Raw genomic sequence first — 16730 nt, 5'->3', positions numbered from 1 at the left:
CTGCCATTAATCGGGGTGAGCTTCGTCGTTAATCGATAAAGTTTTTTGTGGAACGTGGAGGTTCCCTTGTCATTTTTGCGTTGGCTGACACGCATCGTTTATGGGGTCGTCGCCCTGCTTTGCATCGCTTTGGGGATTTATTTCGCAGTTGCCAATCCGGAGACTATCAAGCCAAATATTGTGGGCTATCAACTGCCGGCGGGAAGTGTAGGCTTTTGGTTGATTGGTTTCTTGTTGCTGGGGTTGTTGCTTGGTTTTGTCGTTAGTCTGCAGCCTGTTTATGCCAAGCGTCGCCAAGTGCGGTCGCTCGAGAAGCAATTGAAGAAAATGGAGCGGGAATTACACACCGTCCACCGCAAGGCTTCTGGAGACTGATTTGCTCGATTTTACCTATTTCTTTTTCCTGCTTGCGGCAATCGCGATCGGCTGGGTGCTGGGGCGAAGCAGCGCCAAAAAGAAAGTGGCGGATTATAGTGAGCAAGAGCATGCGCTGGTGAGGTCTTACGCCCAGGGCTTAAACTATTTATTGAGTGAGCGCCACGACGATACTATTGATAAATTTATTGACTCTTTGGAAGTAAGTCAGGCTACTTTTGACACCCACCTGGCTCTTGGTAGTCTGTTGCGCCGAAGAGGGGAGTACGATCAGGCGATTCGAGTCCATCAAAATTTACTCGGGCGCCCGAGCTTGTCCAGGGTTAGTCAAAACAAAGCTCAACTTGAGCTTGCCTGTGACTATATTTCTGCTGGCTGGCTGGATAGAGCTGAGCGCCTGCTGCAGGAGTTGGTTGAGACCTCTCAGGAGTTAAAGGCTGTTAGCCTGGAGCGTCTGATTGAAGTCTACCGGGATGAAAGGGAGTGGGCTAAAGCGATTCACGCTGTAAACCTATTGCATGGCCGACGGTTCAAGCGCCTCTCGGCTGACTGGGCCCCGGTTCAGGCTCATTTTTGTTGCGAATTGGCAGAGGAGTCAATAGCGGCAAAGGATTACCTAAGTGCGAGGAAGCATATCGATTCTGCTCTGAGTTATGAGCGCAGCTCAGTGCGGGCAAATTTGCTGTGGGGTCGCCTCGAATATCTGCTTGGTAAGCCAAGAGAGGCCATTAAGGTTTTACAGCGGATCCCCAAGCAGAGCCCGGACTATATTCCTGAAATCCTTGAGCTGTTGATTACTTGTTATGGGGATTTAGGGGATGGCAAGGGGTTGGATCGCTATCTTGAATCCCTGTTGAAAGAACACCCCTCTAATAGTGTATTGATTGCCCTGGCTGAGCGTATTCAGCAGCAGGATAGCGAGGCTGCAGCGGCCGCATTTATGGGGAGGCAGCTGGCGCTGCGCCCGTCTTTGAGGGGGTTGGGACGCTTTCTCGACCTCCATATTGATAGTACAGAGGGTAGGGCGAGAGAGAATCTCTCTCTACTTAAGACATTAATCGACCAGCTTATAGCGAGCCGCCCTCACTACCGGTGTAGCAATTGCGGGTTTTCGGGCAATCAGTTGCACTGGTTGTGCCCGAGCTGCAAGCACTGGGATTCAGTACGCTCCGTTAAGGGGATTGAGGGCGAGTAAAGTAATGACGGTCCTGTACATCGGGCTGACGGCCTGGTCGGGACGGCTTTTGAAATGAATGAGGTTTTTCTTGCAGTCTAAAGTTTCTTCTCCGGTTATCGTTGCTCTGGATTACGACAATGCTGAGTCTGCACTGGCAATGGCAGATCAGCTCGATCCGTCGCTGTGTCGGGTCAAAGTTGGTAAAGAACTGTTTACTGCTGCTGGTCCAGACCTGGTGAAAACGCTGGTTGACCGGGGCTTCCAGGTATTTCTGGATCTTAAATTTCACGATATCCCCAATACTGTTGCAAAGGCCGTTAAAGCTGCTGCGAAATTGGGGGTATGGATGGTTAATGTTCACGCAAGTGGTGGTGAGCGGATGATGTCGGCTGCCGCCGAGGCCCTGCGGGAATTTGGCGAAGATAAGCCTCTATTAATTGCGGTTACTGTACTTACCAGCACAACTGCAGAGGAGCTGGCTGCAGTTGGCGTGGCTGCTCCGCTGGAAAAGCAGGTGTTGCACCTGGCCTCTCAAGCTAAATCCTGCGGTCTCGACGGTGTAGTCTGCTCCGCACGGGAGGCTCAACTGCTGCGAAGTGAATGCGGAGCCGATTTCTCCCTGGTGACGCCGGGAATTCGTCCCGCGGGCTCTGATGCCGGGGATCAGCGACGCACTTTGACGCCTGCTGAAGCTTTGGCGCAAGGTTCTGACTATTTGGTTGTGGGTCGTCCCATCACCGCGGCTTCTGAACCCCTAGCGGCCCTAAAGTCAGTACTGGCTGAAGTGGCAGATTAGGATGGTTATCTTGCTTCGCAGCTTGTAATGATGTGTAATTAGGCCTGAGCCGACAGAAAGTCGCCTGTTGATATCATGGCGTTGCTTAGGGGAGGTAATTGCAGTCCCAAAGTGAAACTGATAATTCACTGGGAGTTGACCATGAAATTGACCTACCGATTGTTTTCTGTTGTTTTTGCACTAGCTGTTTCGCTCTTTCTAAACCCCTCTACATATGCGGAGGAGTTGGAGAGTGTTGATGCCAAGGAAGTTGTGCTGTCAGTCAATGTTAATAGCGCTTCAGCCATTGAGCTTGCTGAGAAATTGGATGGTATTGGCGAGGCGCGAGCGCAACTCATTGTTGAGTATCGAGAAGAGCACGGCCCGTTCACATCTGTAGAGCAGTTGTTGAATGTTAAAGGTGTAGGTGCAGCAACCCTGGACAAGAACAGGGGTATAATTCGGCTCTGAAGATTTACGGGTCCCGACTGGCAGGTCCATAGTTGCCTCCGGTCGGGGTTTTGAGTTGATAGACAAGAGAGTCGCGATAGATGAGCCCCCTTGGTACCGTTCAACTGCTTCCCCCGGTAAGATGTAATTCTTGGATTACATTAGTCACAAAGCCTCGTAATTTGTTGTGTTCTGTCCCCCGCTCTGATCTTCCTTTAATCGTTAGCGAATGTTCTCTGCTTGGACGACCTCTAGGGTTTTCCTTTAGGGGTGTGTAGAAAGTTGTAATTGCTTGCGGTGCAAATATTTGTCTGTGTTAAGAGTGGCTGGAGGGATTGGCTTGCGTGAAAGTGATAAGGGGTTAGTTGGTTGAGTAGTGTGGCTTGGGAGTGGGTAATTCCACTGTTGCTTGCTGTGGTTACAAGCTATGGCGCTACATCGGTATTTATTGTAAGAATGCGCAATTTTGCGCTCGACATGCCAAATAATCGCTCGATGCACTCGGTGCCGGTTCCTCGTACAGGTGGGTGGGCTTTCCTGCTTGGCTGCTTGGTCGCGGTAGTTGCTAGCCCACTTGATTTGTCCCCGCTGGTTTTGGGGGCGTTTGCGTTACTGTTAGCTGTGTCCGCCCTGGATGACTTGAGGAGTGTGGCTATACATTTTCGCTTTTCAGCTCATCTTCTGGCGGTAGCCTTGCTGTTAATTGCGCTACCGGGAAGGTTGGACTGGTGGCTCTACCCAATATTCATTTTGGCTGGAGCCTGGGCTATCAACCTCTATAACTTTATGGATGGGATGGATGGCTTGGCGGGGTCAATGACGCTTGTCGGCTTTTCTTCTCTGGGGTTGGTTTGCGCTTTAAGTGGAGATGCTGAGTTAGCTTGGCTCTGTGCATTGCTGGCTGTATGTGCGTCTGTTTTTTTGGTCTTCAATTGGCCTTCGGCGAAGATTTTTTTGGGTGATGCCGGTTCAACAGGTATAGGTTTGGCGGTGGTTGCTCTCAGTTTGTATGGCTGGCAACGGGGAGCGTTTGAGCTTTGGATGCCGGTGCTAATATTTGCACCTTTTTGGCTGGATGCTACTTATACGTTATTAAAGCGAATGTTGGGCGGTCAGCGTTGGTGGGAGGCTCATCGCGAGCACTTTTATCAAAGATATGCGATTCGGGTTGGAGCAAAAAAAGCGCTCGTTGTGCAGTTGGGCGTGATGGTGCTCTTCTCTTCAGCGGCATTAGCAGTTGCCGTACTTGAGAAGGTCTGAGTAGCCTCTGTAGAGGATGGTTTTTTGTTTGTAGGTAGATTCCGGGGAGTCATGTGACAAGGGTTTGGCGAGGCGTAAAGAGAATCCAAAAGCCGGTATTGATGTTGGCATTTGATATGCTGATGTTAAGTTTGGCCTTTCTGCTGGCTATGGCAATCCGGCTCAATGGTGTCGCACAATTTCTTGAGTGGCGAATGTTTGCCTGCCTGGGCTTAACGTTAGCCGCTACTAGTTTTATTTTTCTTCGGCTAGGTTTGTACCGGACAATTATCCGGTACATGGGGCAAAAAGCTATTATTGCGGTTCTGCAAGGGGTAACCCTTTCTGCAGTGATGCTGGCGCTCTTTTCCTACTTGACTACTGCAGGGGTTCCTCGTTCTGTCCCTGTGATCTATTGGTGCTTTGCATTTATTGCCGTGGGTGGGTCCCGCTGGTTGGTCCGCCTTTACTATCAGACAGCGCTTGAAATTCATAAAACCCGGGTGGCCATTTATGGTGCTGGTACTGCGGGTCTGCAAATGTATAAGGCGTTGGTTCATGGGCAGCTATATAAGCCCGTTGCTTTTTTTGATGATAACGCCTCCAAACAAAAGACATTTATTGATGGGCTGCTCGTGTATAACCCCGCAGACATTCTTGAAGTGGTTGCGGGTAAAGATATAGCAGAAGTTATTTTGGCTATGCCGGGAGTGCCCAGGCGCCGCCGCAGGGAGATAACCAAGGCGCTCAGAGAGCGAGGCCTGGTGGTAAAGGCCATTCCTGGAGTGGAGGAGCTGCTCGACGGTGTGGGGCGAGCAGAGGATGTTTCGCAGACCTATGAAAATATCCTGGGGCGCGCTCCTGTTGAGCCGCAAAAGGAGCTAGTTTCTGGCTCCATCAGTGGCAAGGTGGTTTTGGTTACTGGTGCTGGTGGGTCCATCGGGTCAGAATTGTGCAGGCAGATATCGCAATGGAAGCCTGCCAGGTTGGTTGTTGTTGAGTCCTCTGAATATGCTCTCTATCAGATAGAGCGCGAGCTGCGACAGCAGCATCAGGATGACGGGGTCCAGTTTGAAGTAACTGCGCTGCTTGGCGATGTGCGTAACACTGAGCGTATGGCGGAAATCATTCAGGGCTTCTCCGTGCATACAATTTACCATGCGGCCGCATACAAGCATGTGCCCTTGGTTGAGCAGAACGTTGTTATTGGTGCCGACAATAATGTTCTGGGCACTCTCTCTGTACTTGAGGCTGCGGAGCAGTGTGGGGTTGAGCAGTTTGTGCTTATCTCTACTGATAAGGCTGTCCGGCCAACCAATGTTATGGGGGCCACTAAAAGATTTGCTGAGCTGATTTGCCAGGATTTTGGTCGCCGCTTCAACAAGATGCGTGTGTGTATGGTCAGGTTTGGTAATGTTATCGGCTCTTCCGGCTCGGTAATTCCCTTGTTCACGGATCAGATCAATGCCGGTGGTCCGGTAACTGTGACCCACTCAAAAGTAACCCGTTACTTTATGACAATTCCCGAAGCGGCTCAGCTGGTATTGCAGGCTGGGAGTATGGGGCGCAACGGGGATGTATTTGTTCTCGATATGGGTGAACCGGTTCGCATCTACGATCTGGCTGAGCGCTTGATTCGTTTGATGGGGCACACGGTAAGGGATGAAGAAAACCCTGATGGTGATATTGAAATTCAGCTCACTGGACTGCGCCCTGGGGAGAAATTGTACGAAGAGCTGTTGTTGGGGGATAACGTGCTGGGCACGGACCATCCAATGATTATGCGCGCCGAAGAGGAGCGTCTCGATAGCGAGGCTTTGCAGCTCCTGGTTTCGGATCTTAGGGATGCGTGCGGCTCTCATGATTGCGAGCAGGTCCGCAGGATTCTATGTCGGGCAGTAAAAGGCTATTCACCCAAGCAGGGGCTGGTCGATGTTGTCTGGTCGAGGCAGGGGCAGGTGCGAAAACCAAGTGGAGGAGCGACGGTAGAGAGGTTGCCGTTAGTTGGGGAGGCTGGCTCCCGCTAGCTGGTTATTTTGAGCGGCTAACCAGTACGGCTGGCCGCTAGCTCTATGCAGATTAAAAAACATTTGAACAGAAAAGAAAAAGCCCGGATAGATGGAATCTATCCGGGCTTTTGTTTGGCTCCGCCTGCTGGGCTCGAACCAGCGACCCAATGATTAACAGTCATTTGCTCTACCAACTGAGCTAAGGCGGAATTTAATCTAATTTATAGAGCGCAAATTAAGCTGCGCTTTGAAATTTGGCTCCGCCTGCTGGGCTCGAACCAGCGACCCAATGATTAACAGTCATTTGCTCTACCAACTGAGCTAAGGCGGAATATCTTTTCGGCTGTGCCGTTGAGATGGCGCGTATATTATAGAGCACTTCCGAACAGGTCAACCCCTTTTTTCATCTTTAACTAATTGATTTGTCAGGAAATTATTTTTTGGGGTCATGCGCAAAATGCCGCAGGTCAGAGTTAGGAAGGGTAGGACGCTATTCTCTTGTAATTGTGGGTCGTATGACGACAGCCTACAATCCTGTGTTGCATGAATGATTAAGCGGTTGGGGGAAGTGTATGGAGTCGCGACCTTTTAAGGTGGAATCCAAGTATCAGCCAGCGGGCGATCAGCCTCTGGCGATAGAGCAGTTGTCAGAAGGGATTGATGATGGTTTGAGCCATCAAACGCTACTGGGTGTTACCGGTTCGGGTAAGACCTTCACTATGGCGAATATTGTTGAGCGCCTGCAGCGGCCGGCCATTGTGATGGCTCACAATAAAACGCTGGCGGCTCAGCTCTACGGTGAGTTTAAAGAGTTTTTCCCGAAGAATGCGGTGGAATATTTTGTCTCTTACTACGACTACTACCAGCCGGAAGCTTACGTTCCCTCTTCGGACACCTTTATCGAAAAGGATGCATCCGTAAACGAACATATTGAGCAGATGCGCCTCTCGGCCACCAAGGCACTTATAGAGCGGCGCGATGTGATTGTGGTCGCCACAGTTTCGGCAATTTACGGTTTGGGTGACCCCGACAAGTATTTGAAGATGGTACTGCATTTGGATCGCGGTGATCTCGTTGATCAACGCACTATCCTCAGGCGTCTGGCTGAACTGCAATACACCCGCAACGATGCAGATTTCCGTCGCGCCACTTACCGGGTGCGCGGCGATATTATCGATATTTACCCGGCAGACTCTGATTTGGAAGCGGTGCGCCTGTCTCTTTTTGATGAAGAGATCGAAGAGATCACTATATTTGACCCGCTCACTGGAGAGCAGCTCAAGAAGGTGCCTCGGGTCACTATCTTTCCCAAGAGTCACTATGTGACGCCGCGAGAGACCATCGTCAGTGCTATCGATGAAATCAAAGATGAGCTGCGAGGGCGCCTGGAGCAACTGCGTGGCAACAACAAGCTGGTCGAAGCGCAGCGGCTAGATCAGCGTACCCGCTACGATGTGGAGATGATGCAGGAGCTTGGCTACTGCAATGGGGTGGAGAACTATTCCCGCTACCTCTCCGGTCGCGAATCTGGCCAGCCGCCCCCCACGCTGTTCGATTACTTGCCCAGCGATGCACTGCTGTTTATCGATGAAAGCCATGTAACGGTGCCGCAAATTGGCGGCATGTATCGCGGGGACAGGTCGCGAAAGGAAACCTTGGTGGAGTATGGCTTCCGGCTGCCGTCGGCGCTTGATAATCGCCCCCTTAAATTTGAGGAGTGGGAGGGCTTGGCGCCCCAGACGGTCTTTGTCTCTGCGACTCCCGGCCCTTACGAGCAGGAGAATGCAGGGCAAGTGGTCGAGCAGGTGGTTCGCCCGACCGGCCTGGTGGACCCGGAAGTGGAAGTTCGCCCAGCATTGACCCAGGTAGATGATGCCCTGTCTGAAATTCACCGTTGCGTGGATGCCGATCAGCGGGTGCTGATTACCGTATTGACCAAGCGGATGGCGGAAGACTTGACTGAATACCTCTCCGAAAGTGGTGTCCGCGTCCGCTACTTACACTCCGATATTGATACCGTCGAGCGGGTAGAGATTATCCGGGACCTGCGTATCGGTGAGTTTGACGTGCTAGTTGGCATTAACTTGCTGCGAGAAGGCCTGGATATGCCGGAAGTTGCCCTGGTGGCAATTTTCGATGCCGATAAAGAGGGCTTCCTCCGTTCCGATCGCTCGCTGATTCAGACCATTGGGCGGGCTGCGCGAAACCTGGAGGGGAGGGCGATTCTCTACGCGGACAAAGTCACCGGTTCTATGGAGCGAGCACTCGAAGAGACTCGTCGTCGCCGCGAGAAGCAGTTGGCCTTTAATGAGGAGCACGGCATTACCCCCAAGGGTATCCGCAAGAGTGTGGCGGATATTCTGGAGGGAGCGGTGGCCCCCGGCGTACCCAAGAAAGGGCGCCGCAAAGTTGCCGAGGGTAAAGGCGAATACAAGGTGGATGTTGAGGCCCTTACCGATAAGCAGCGCTGGGCCCGAATTGCCGAGCTGGAAGAGCAAATGTACCAGCATGCGAAGAACCTGGAATTTGAAGCAGCAGCAAAATTGCGTGATGAGATTACCCACTTAAAAGGTGTGGAATAATCCTTGCTGAAGGGCGGGACTTGGATCTACATTTTGATAGTCCCGCACTGCCTTGTTGGTGCTTGGTCGCTCTTAAAAAATTTTACACAAAAGTTCAGTAAGTTGTTGAAAACACTGAAAAGCGGTGCTAAAGTTCGCGCTCTTCACAGCACAGGGTTCCCCCGCTGTAGAGCTTTAGACCCGTAGCTCAGTTGGTTAGAGCGCTGCCTTGACATGGCAGAGGTCGGCGGTTCAAATCCGCCCGGGTCTACCACCTTTCAAAAGGATGGATTGCCCATCCCGATCAAGAGTTCCATGAAAAAATTCATGGATAGTTTCATGCGGTCTTTGGTAGGGATCGCCACTGAGAACAAAGGATAAACAATGCCCGTTGTTACTCTCCCCGATGGTTCCCGTCGAGAATTTTCTGCTCCGGTTTCCGTACACGATGTAGCCGCTGATATCGGCCCAGGTTTGGCAAAAGCCGCACTTGCTGGCGTTGTAGACGGCAAGGAAGTCGATACCAGTTACGTTATTGATACCGACGTAAATCTGGCAATTATTACTGATCGTCAGCCCGAAGGCCTGGAAGTGATCCGTCACTCCACAGCGCACTTGCTGGCACAAGCAGTTAAGCAGCTGTACCCGACAGCCCAGGTCACCATTGGCCCGGTTATCGAAAACGGCTTCTATTACGATTTTGCCTACGAGCGCCAGTTTACGCCGGAAGATCTCGAGAAGATCGAAGAGCGTATGGAAGTGCTGGCCAAAGAAGACATCACTGTCAGCCGCCGCCTGATGCCGCGCAAAGAAGCGGTGAAATATTTCCGCGAAATGGGCGAAGAGTACAAGGCTGAGATTATCGACAGCATCCCCAGTGATGAAGATATTTCTCTCTACCGCCAGGGCGACTTTGAAGACCTGTGTCGCGGTCCCCACGTACCTTCCACTGGCAGGTTGAAAGCGTTCAAACTGACCAAAGTGGCCGGTGCCTACTGGCGTGGCGATTCCAGCAATGAAATGTTGACCCGTGTTTACGGCACTGCCTGGGCCAACAAAAAAGAACTGAAAGCTTACCTGCGTCGCATCGAAGAGGCAGAGAAGCGCGATCACCGCAAGTTGGCGAAGAAATTTGACCTTTTCCATATCCAGGAAGAGGCCCCCGGCATGGTGTTCTGGCACCCGAACGGCTGGACCATTTACAGCGCTATCGAGCAGTACATGCGTCGCCGCCAGCGCGAATTCGGCTACAAAGAAATCAAGACTCCGCAGCTGGTAGATTTCAGCCTGTGGCGAAAGTCTGGTCACGCCGATAAGTTTGGCGATGACATGTTCACCCTGACCAGTGAAGAGCGTCAGTTCGCCATTAAACCGATGAACTGCCCTTGTCACGTACAGGTATTCAATCAGGGCCTGCGCAGCTACCGCGACCTGCCGTTGCGTCTGGCGGAGTTTGGCTCCTGTCATCGCAGCGAGCCCTCCGGTTCCCTGCACGGCCTGATGCGCGTGCGCGGCTTTGTACAGGATGATGGCCATATCTTCTGTAGCGAAGACCAGATTCAGTCAGAAGTTTCTGACTTTATGGATCTGCTGCACTCCGTTTATAAGGATTTCGGCTTCCAGGACGTTATCTACCGTCTCTCCACTCGCCCGGAGAAGCGCGTAGGTTCCGATGAGAGCTGGGATAAGGCTGAAAAAGCCCTGGCCGACGCACTGGATGCCGCTGGCCTGCCGTGGGAAGAGCTGCCGGGTGAAGGCGCTTTCTACGGACCGAAGATCGAATTCTCCCTGAAAGACTGCCTCGGCCGTGTATGGCAGTGCGGTACCATTCAGGTGGACTTCTCCATGCCGGGCCGCCTGGATGCCCAGTTTGTAGCGGAAGATGGCTCGCGCCAGTCCCCGGTAATGCTGCACCGCGCAGCCCTGGGTTCCTTCGAGCGCTTTATCGGAATCCTGATTGAGCACTACGAAGGTGCGTTCCCCACCTGGCTCGCGCCGCAGCAGGTGGCGATCATGAATATCACCGATCGCCAGGCCGAATATTGTCGCAATTTGCAAGATCGTTTGGGTGAGCTGCAATACCGCGCCACAGCTGACTTGAGAAACGAGAAGATCGGCTTTAAAATCCGCGAGCACACGCTTCAGCGTGTTCCTTATCTATTGGTAATTGGCGATAAGGAAGTAGAAAGTCAGACCGTGGCAGTACGTACCCGTAGCGGTGAAGATCTTGGTACAATGACGTATGAGTCATTCCTCGAGATCCTCGAGCAAGACGTGAATCGTCGCGGTCGTTTGACAGAAGATAATGCATAACAACTTGGCAACTGGGAGACCATAGCTATTAAACGAGACACTAAGGGACGGTCCAAAAAGGCCCGCATAAACGATCAGATTGAAGCGTCAGAACTCCGCCTGATAGGCGCTGATGGCGAACAGGTAGGCATTGTCTCCCTGGATGAAGCGCTGGAAGCTGCACAGAAAGCTAGCTTGGATCTCGTTGAAATTGCCTCGGACTCCACGCCGATAGTCTGTAAGATCATGGACTACGGCAAGCACGTATTCGAAGCTAAAAAAGCTAAGAATGCCGCCAAGAAGAAGCAGAAGCAGCAGCAGATCAAGGAAATGAAATTCCGCCCGGGCACCGATGTCGGTGACTACCAGATCAAGCTGCGCAACCTGGCCCGCTTCCTGGAAGCGGGTGACAAGGCCAAAGTATCCCTGCGTTTCCGTGGCCGCGAAATGGCTCACCAAGAGCTCGGCATGGAAATGATGCAGCGCATCGAAAAGGACCTTGAAGAGCTGGGCACCGTAGAGCAGCGACCGAAAATGGAAGGTCGTCAAATGCTGATGGTGATTGCTCCGCTCAAAAAGAAAAAGTGAGGTTTGGGGAAGTCATTCCCGGGATCTCCTTTGAGAAGTGGTTGGGCGACGGCTGCCTCCCCACTCTCGCAGTGCCGGTAACTTCGGTTGTCGGCAGTTACTAAAGGTGCCTGTTTTACAGGCGAATATTAACTTTGGAGTACAAAATGCCGAAAGCAAAGACTCACAGTGGCGCTGCCAAGCGCTTCAAGAAGACGGCTGCGGGCTACAAGCACAAGCACGCTAACAAGAGCCACATCCTCACCAAGATGACCACCAAGCGCAAGCGTCAGCTGCGTGGCACTCAGACTATGAACAAGTCTGATGCTGGACTGGTCGATCGTATGCTGCGCGCCAAGTAATTGGCCCAAATCGCAAAGGTTTAAGAGGATAGAAGTATGGCCCGTGTAAAACGTGGTGTAGAGGCGCGTCGTCGTCACAAGAAGATTCTGAAGCAGGCTAAAGGTTACTACGGTGCGCGTTCACGCGTATTCCGCGTTGCCAAGCAGGCAGTAATTAAAGCTGGTCAGTATGCATACCGTGACCGTCGCGTTAAAAAGCGTAACTTCCGCGCTCTGTGGATTACTCGTATTAACGCCCAGTCCCGTGCTGAAGGCCTGAGCTACAGCCGCCTGATCGCAGGTCTGAAAAAAGCGGACATCGCACTGGATCGCCGTGTACTGGCTGATCTGGCTGTTTACGATAAAGTCGCTTTTGCTGCCGTAGTTGAAAAAGCTAAGGCAGCCCTGGCAGCGTAAGCTGTCACTTCAGTTGTAAAACTGAATACTCAAAATAGGGAAGGGCTGTAGTGGCCCTTCCCTATTTTTTTATGGAGTTTCCGCTATTTTTTACCGGTGGCGGTGCCTGGGGAAATTCCCTCCGGTACAGAAAGTACCGGCCGAACAAAGCAGAAAAAATTAATCGAAGTTGGATTCAAACGGGAACAGTTCGATGCAAGATTTGCAGTCCCTCACCGAGCAGGCTATGGAGCTGGTGGAGAAGGCCGATGGCCTCGCCGCACTGGATCAGGTGCGTGTTGATTACCTGGGCAAAAAGGGCCAGCTGACGGCACTGCTGAAAGGCCTTGGCAAGCTGTCGGCTGAGGAGCGTCCGGCGGCGGGTGCCAAGATCAACGAAGCCAAGCAGCAGGTTCAGGAAAAAATTAACGCGCGCCGCAATATGCTGGAGCAGGCCGCCATCAATGCGAAGTTGGCCGAAGAGACCATTGATGTCACTCTGCCGGGGCGCGGCGAAGAGCAGGGCAATGCCCACCCCATCACGCGCACCTTAAAGCGCGTGGAAGAATTCTTTGCGAGCATTGGCTTCTCTGTTGAGAACGGCCCGGAAGTCGAACAGGACTACTACAACTTCGAAGCGTTGAATATTCCCGCGCACCACCCCGCGCGCGCGATGCACGACACCTTCTACGTGGACCCCACCACCGTACTGAGAACCCACACCTCCTCAGTGCAGATCCGCACCATGGAGAAAAAGTCTCCACCGCTGCGAATTATCTGCCCGGGCCGCGTATACCGCTGCGACTCCGATGTCACCCACTCGCCCATGTTCCACCAGGTAGAAGGCCTGGTAATCGGCGAGAACATCAGCTTCGCCCACCTGAAAGGCACCATCGACCAATTCCTGCGAGCCTTCTTCGAAGCGGAAGTACCGGTGCGTTTCCGTCCGTCTTACTTCCCGTTCACCGAGCCTTCCGCAGAAGCGGACATCCAGTGTACCGCCTGTTCCGGTGAAGGCTGCCGCGTATGTTCCGGCACCGGCTGGCTGGAAATTCTCGGCTGCGGCATGGTGCACCCGAATGTCTTCGCCGCCTGCGATATCGACAGCGAAAAATACTCCGGCTTTGCCTTCGGTATCGGTATCGAGCGCCTCGCCATGCTGCGCTACGGCGTAAACGACCTGCGCTTGTTCTTCGATAACGATCTGCGCTTCTTGAAACAGTTCTAAGCCAAGTGACAGCGCGAATGGCAATGGCCCTTCGCAACAGCAGTCGAATTGTGGAGGCCTGGGAGGCGAAATAGCCCCAGGCGAAATGCGCACCAAGTTGCGCTGACGGAATACAGAAAGAGATCAACTATGAAAATCAGCAACTCCTGGTTGCGGGAATGGGTAAACCCGGAACTCACCACGCAGGAACTGGCCGATCAAATCACCATGGCCGGCCTGGAAGTGGACGGTATAGAAAAAGTTGCGGGCGATTTCTCCGGAGTGGTTGTCGGTGAGATTGTCGCCTGTGAACAGCACCCGGATGCGGACAAGCTGCGCGTGTGTAAAGTGGCGGGCCACCCCGACGGTGAAATGCAGGTTGTGTGTGGTGCTCCCAATGCGCGCACCGGAATCAAAATTCCTTTTGCCCTGGTAGGCGCCAAGCTGCCGGGCGATTTTAAAATCAAGAAAGCCAAGCTCCGTGGTGTAGAGAGCTTCGGTATGCTCTGCGCACAGACCGAACTGGAACTGGGCGAAGACAATGACGGTATCTGGGAACTGCCAGAAGATGCACCCACCGGTACCGATCTGCGTGAATACTTGCAGCTGGACGACGAGACCATTGAAGTGGATCTCACCCCGAACCGTTCCGACTGCCTCGGTGTTGCCGGTATCGCTCGCGAAGTGGGCGTACTGAATCGCTGCGCCGTTCAGGGCCCGGAAGTTGCTCCGGTACCCCAGCAGATCGACGAGAGCATGCCCGTATCCTTGCTGGCCGAAGCCGCCTGCCCGCGCTACGTAGGTCGTGTGATTCGCAATATCGATATCAAAGCGGTAACACCTCTGTGGATGCAAGAGCGCCTACGTCGCAGCGGCCTGCGCAGTATCGACCCGGTAGTGGACGTAACCAACTACGTTCTGCTGGAACTGGGGCAGCCCATGCACGCTTTCGACCTGGAGAAACTCTCCGGCGGCATCAAAGTGCGTATGGCAGAAGCCGGTGAAGAGCTGACCCTGCTGGACGGCCAGGAAGTCAAACTAAAAGAGGGCACCCTGGTAATTGCCGATGAGGAAAAACCTCTGGCAATGGCCGGTATTATGGGTGGCCTGGATTCCTCCGTGACCGCAGGCACCCAGCATATCTTCCTGGAGAGCGCCTTCTTTAGCCCGCTGGCCATTGCCGGTAAGGCTCGCTCCTACGGCCTGCACACCGACTCCTCCCACCGTTTCGAACGCGGAGTGGACTACCACCTGCAAGAGAAAGCGGTGGAGCGCGCTACCCAGCTGCTGCTGGATATCGTCGGCGGCGAACCCGGCCCGGTACACGTGCGCGAGCTGACTGAAATTATGCCCGCCGAGCGCCATATTACCCTGCGCCGCGCGAAAGTAGAGTTGGGTCTGGGCATCAAACTGGCCGATGACGAAATCGTTGATATCCTCACCCGCCTGGGCCTGGAAAAAATCGACCAGAACGACGAAGGCTGGACCTTCCTCGCCCCCAGCTTCCGTTTCGATATCGCCATCGAAGCAGACTTGTTGGAAGAGCTGGCCCGTGTATACGGCTATAACCGTATCCCCAGCGAAAGCTTTACCGCCGAGCTGGAAATCGCCCCGCGCCCGGAGAGCACCATTGCCCAGGACAACCTGGAGCAAACCCTGCTGAGCCGAGGTTACTACGAAGCGATTACTTTCAGCTTTATCGATAGCGACAGCGCCGCACTGTTTGATCCGGAAGCCGATCCGGTGGCCCTGCAAAACCCGATCAGCGCCGAGCTGGCGGTTATGCGCACCACCTTATTGCCGGGCCTGTGTAAAGCGTTGCAGTACAACCTGAATCGCCAGCAAAACCGCGTGCGTCTGTTTGAAACCGGCCTGCGCTTTGTGCCGGGTGCTGAGTTGCACCAGGAACAGATGATTGCCGGTCTCGCCTACGGCAGCCGCTACTCCGAAAACTGGACGGGCAGCAAAGACGCCGTGGATTTCTTCGACGTGAAAGCCGATGTAGAAGCCCTGTTGGCTCGTACTGGTGTTGCCGATGAGTTCCGCTTTGTCGCCGGCCAGCACCCCGCGTTGCACCCCGGCCAAACCGCCAAGATTATGCGCGGCGACTGCGAAGTGGGGGTTATCGGAGCCCTGCACCCGCAGTTGCAGAAGAAGTTGGACCTGTCCAAGCCCGCGTTCGTATTTGAACTGAGCCTGGAAGCGATCGGCGAGGGCAAAACCCCCGCATTCCGTCCGCTGTCCAAGTTCCCGGAAGTGCGCCGCGATCTGGCCCTGCTGATTGATGCAGAGGTTCCTGCCGCCAGCCTGGTGGAAACTGCTGTCGAAGTTGCAGGTGAAACCTTGACGGACCTCAAGATATTTGATGTCTACCAGGGCAAAGGTATTGATTTAAATAGAAAAAGTGTCGCTTTGGGGTTGACGTTTCAGCATTCGTCACGCACCCTTAATGACGACGAAATCAATGCCGCTGTAGATGCGGTGGTCGGAAAACTAGAAGAAAAATATAACGCTAGTCTGCGCTAGTAGAGCATGATGCTCTCGGGTGCAGGCTGAATTGCACCCCGAGAGCGTCTGCTACCGGGTTGAAAGCCGCCGCGGTTTGGGCCGCTTCCGATCTGGAGTCGACGCCTCTGAATCAATTGGTAGGATCCAATGACAGAGGCACTGACCAAGGCCGGGCTCGCCGAGAAACTGTACGAAGAGCTGGGCTTTAACAAGCGCGAAGCGAAAGAGATCGTCGAATATTTCTTCGAGGAGATCCGCAATGCGTTGGAAAGTAACGAGCAGGTCAAGCTCTCCGGCTTTGGCAATTTCGACCTGCGCGATAAAAGCCAGCGTCCCGGTCGCAATCCCAAGACCGGCGAGGAAATCCCCATCTCGGCCCGCAGAGTAGTTACCTTCAAACCTGGGCAAAAACTCAAGACGCGAGTAGAAGAGCATGCTGGAACCGAGCAATAACGCTCAGCTACCTGCAATCCCCGGTAAGCGATATTTCACCATTGGTGAAGTGAGCGAACTATGCGCCGTTAAACCCCATGTCCTGCGTTATTGGGAGCAGGAGTTCCCCCAGCTGAAACCCGTCAAACGTCGCGGCAACCGCCGTTACTACCAGCACCAAGATGTCATCATGATCCGCCAAATCCGTGCGCTCCTGTACGAAGAGGGCTATACCATTGGTGGAGCCCGCCAGCAGATCGAAACCGGTAGTGAGCGGGCAGAGGTGGTACAGCTACAGCAAATACTGCCCGAAGTGATCGCAGAACTAAAGGACGTGGTGGCCCTGCTGGAGGGGAAAAATAATTTATAAAAAACTGTAAACCTGGGCTTGCAATCCAGCC

The 16730-nt window shown here is 53.4% G+C and carries 15 protein-coding genes and 3 tRNA genes; 16 read left to right on the top strand and 2 right to left on the bottom strand.

Annotation, left to right across the window (positions count from 1 at the left end; all coding sequences use genetic code 11):
* Positions 1-66 precede the first annotated feature (66 nt).
* The 6 genes from ACJJI8_RS21945 to ACJJI8_RS21920 all read left to right on the top strand — a co-directional run bounded on the left by ACJJI8_RS21945 (position 67) and on the right by ACJJI8_RS21920 (position 6043).
* Positions 67-375 (top strand): lipopolysaccharide assembly protein LapA domain-containing protein, encoded by a 309-nt coding sequence (locus ACJJI8_RS21945; RefSeq protein ID WP_444933741.1) that lies wholly within the window; start codon positions 67-69, stop codon positions 373-375.
* A gap of 1 nt (position 376) precedes the next feature.
* Positions 377-1570, top strand: coding sequence for a lipopolysaccharide assembly protein LapB (gene lapB, locus ACJJI8_RS21940; RefSeq protein WP_444933740.1), 1194 nt, complete (start codon positions 377-379; stop codon positions 1568-1570).
* A gap of 70 nt (positions 1571-1640) precedes the next feature.
* A complete protein-coding gene (gene pyrF / locus ACJJI8_RS21935; RefSeq protein ID WP_444933739.1) occupies positions 1641-2348 on the top strand; it encodes an orotidine-5'-phosphate decarboxylase in 708 nt (235 codons plus the stop codon).
* Positions 2349-2489: 141 nt separating this feature from the next.
* Positions 2490-2798, top strand: a complete 309-nt coding sequence (locus tag ACJJI8_RS21930; RefSeq protein ID WP_444907759.1) for a ComEA family DNA-binding protein — start codon at positions 2490-2492, stop codon at positions 2796-2798.
* 357 nt (positions 2799-3155) lie between these two features.
* Positions 3156-4037 carry an MraY family glycosyltransferase gene (locus ACJJI8_RS21925; protein WP_444935191.1) on the top strand — a complete coding sequence of 294 codons (882 nt, stop codon included), beginning with the start codon at positions 3156-3158 and terminating at the stop codon, positions 4035-4037.
* Between the two features lie 53 nt (positions 4038-4090).
* Positions 4091-6043: a polysaccharide biosynthesis protein gene (locus tag ACJJI8_RS21920; protein ID WP_444914260.1), complete on the top strand. Its 1953-nt coding sequence runs from the start codon at positions 4091-4093 to the stop codon at positions 6041-6043.
* Positions 6044-6158: 115 nt separating this feature from the next.
* Here ACJJI8_RS21920 and ACJJI8_RS21915 read toward each other — a convergent pair.
* Together ACJJI8_RS21915 and ACJJI8_RS21910 are read right to left on the bottom strand one after the other, a co-directional pair.
* Positions 6159-6234 (bottom strand) — tRNA-Asn (locus ACJJI8_RS21915).
* Positions 6235-6280: 46 nt separating this feature from the next.
* Positions 6281-6356: transfer RNA gene (locus tag ACJJI8_RS21910), tRNA-Asn, on the bottom strand.
* 241 nt (positions 6357-6597) lie between these two features.
* On the opposite strand from ACJJI8_RS21910, the gene uvrB reads away from it, so the two are divergent.
* The 10 genes from uvrB to ACJJI8_RS21860 all read left to right on the top strand — a co-directional run bounded on the left by uvrB (position 6598) and on the right by ACJJI8_RS21860 (position 16699).
* Positions 6598-8607, top strand: coding sequence for an excinuclease ABC subunit UvrB (gene uvrB, locus ACJJI8_RS21905; RefSeq protein ID WP_444914259.1), 2010 nt, complete (start codon positions 6598-6600; stop codon positions 8605-8607).
* Positions 8608-8783: 176 nt separating this feature from the next.
* A tRNA-Val gene (locus ACJJI8_RS21900) sits at positions 8784-8860 on the top strand.
* Positions 8861-8970: 110 nt separating this feature from the next.
* A complete protein-coding gene (gene thrS / locus ACJJI8_RS21895) occupies positions 8971-10899 on the top strand; it encodes a threonine--tRNA ligase (protein WP_444914258.1) in 1929 nt (642 codons plus the stop codon).
* A 21-nt stretch (positions 10900-10920) separates the two neighbouring features.
* Positions 10921-11466 carry a translation initiation factor IF-3 gene (infC, locus tag ACJJI8_RS21890; protein WP_444916218.1) on the top strand — a complete coding sequence of 182 codons (546 nt, stop codon included), beginning with the start codon at positions 10921-10923 and terminating at the stop codon, positions 11464-11466.
* A 146-nt stretch (positions 11467-11612) separates the two neighbouring features.
* Entirely contained in the window at positions 11613-11807 is a 195-nt protein-coding gene (rpmI, locus tag ACJJI8_RS21885; RefSeq protein ID WP_020413351.1) for a 50S ribosomal protein L35, read from the top strand.
* 36 nt (positions 11808-11843) lie between these two features.
* The gene (rplT, locus tag ACJJI8_RS21880; RefSeq protein WP_108733840.1) at positions 11844-12203 is read left to right on the top strand and encodes a 50S ribosomal protein L20; all 360 of its coding nucleotides are present in this window, start codon (positions 11844-11846) and stop codon (positions 12201-12203) included.
* 193 nt (positions 12204-12396) lie between these two features.
* The gene (gene pheS / locus ACJJI8_RS21875; protein ID WP_108733839.1) at positions 12397-13410 is read left to right on the top strand and encodes a phenylalanine--tRNA ligase subunit alpha; all 1014 of its coding nucleotides are present in this window, start codon (positions 12397-12399) and stop codon (positions 13408-13410) included.
* Positions 13411-13539: 129 nt separating this feature from the next.
* A complete protein-coding gene (gene pheT / locus ACJJI8_RS21870; RefSeq protein WP_444933738.1) occupies positions 13540-15915 on the top strand; it encodes a phenylalanine--tRNA ligase subunit beta in 2376 nt (791 codons plus the stop codon).
* Between the two features lie 129 nt (positions 15916-16044).
* Positions 16045-16350, top strand: a complete 306-nt coding sequence (gene ihfA, locus ACJJI8_RS21865) for an integration host factor subunit alpha (protein WP_108733837.1) — start codon at positions 16045-16047, stop codon at positions 16348-16350.
* Positions 16331-16699 (top strand): MerR family transcriptional regulator, encoded by a 369-nt coding sequence (locus ACJJI8_RS21860; RefSeq protein WP_444933737.1) that lies wholly within the window; start codon positions 16331-16333, stop codon positions 16697-16699. The genes ihfA and ACJJI8_RS21860 overlap by 20 nt, the downstream gene beginning before the upstream one ends.
* Positions 16700-16730 lie beyond the last annotated feature (31 nt).

It is taken from the genome of Microbulbifer maximicatervae (SeqCode), assembly GCF_052467695.1.
This window is presented reverse-complemented; position numbering and strand designations above follow the sequence as displayed.

Coding starts and splice junctions, on each gene's coding strand:
- ACJJI8_RS21930 (WP_444907759.1), top strand. CDS start 2,490: ATGAAATTGACCTACCGATTGTTTTCTGTTGTTTTTGCACTAGCTGTT.
- pheS (WP_108733839.1), top strand. CDS start 12,397: ATGCAAGATTTGCAGTCCCTCACCGAGCAGGCTATGGAGCTGGTGGAG.
- ACJJI8_RS21860 (WP_444933737.1), top strand. CDS start 16,331: ATGCTGGAACCGAGCAATAACGCTCAGCTACCTGCAATCCCCGGTAAG.
- uvrB (WP_444914259.1), top strand. CDS start 6,598: ATGGAGTCGCGACCTTTTAAGGTGGAATCCAAGTATCAGCCAGCGGGC.
- rplT (WP_108733840.1), top strand. CDS start 11,844: ATGGCCCGTGTAAAACGTGGTGTAGAGGCGCGTCGTCGTCACAAGAAG.
- ihfA (WP_108733837.1), top strand. CDS start 16,045: ATGACAGAGGCACTGACCAAGGCCGGGCTCGCCGAGAAACTGTACGAA.
- pheT (WP_444933738.1), top strand. CDS start 13,540: ATGAAAATCAGCAACTCCTGGTTGCGGGAATGGGTAAACCCGGAACTC.
- thrS (WP_444914258.1), top strand. CDS start 8,971: ATGCCCGTTGTTACTCTCCCCGATGGTTCCCGTCGAGAATTTTCTGCT.
- rpmI (WP_020413351.1), top strand. CDS start 11,613: ATGCCGAAAGCAAAGACTCACAGTGGCGCTGCCAAGCGCTTCAAGAAG.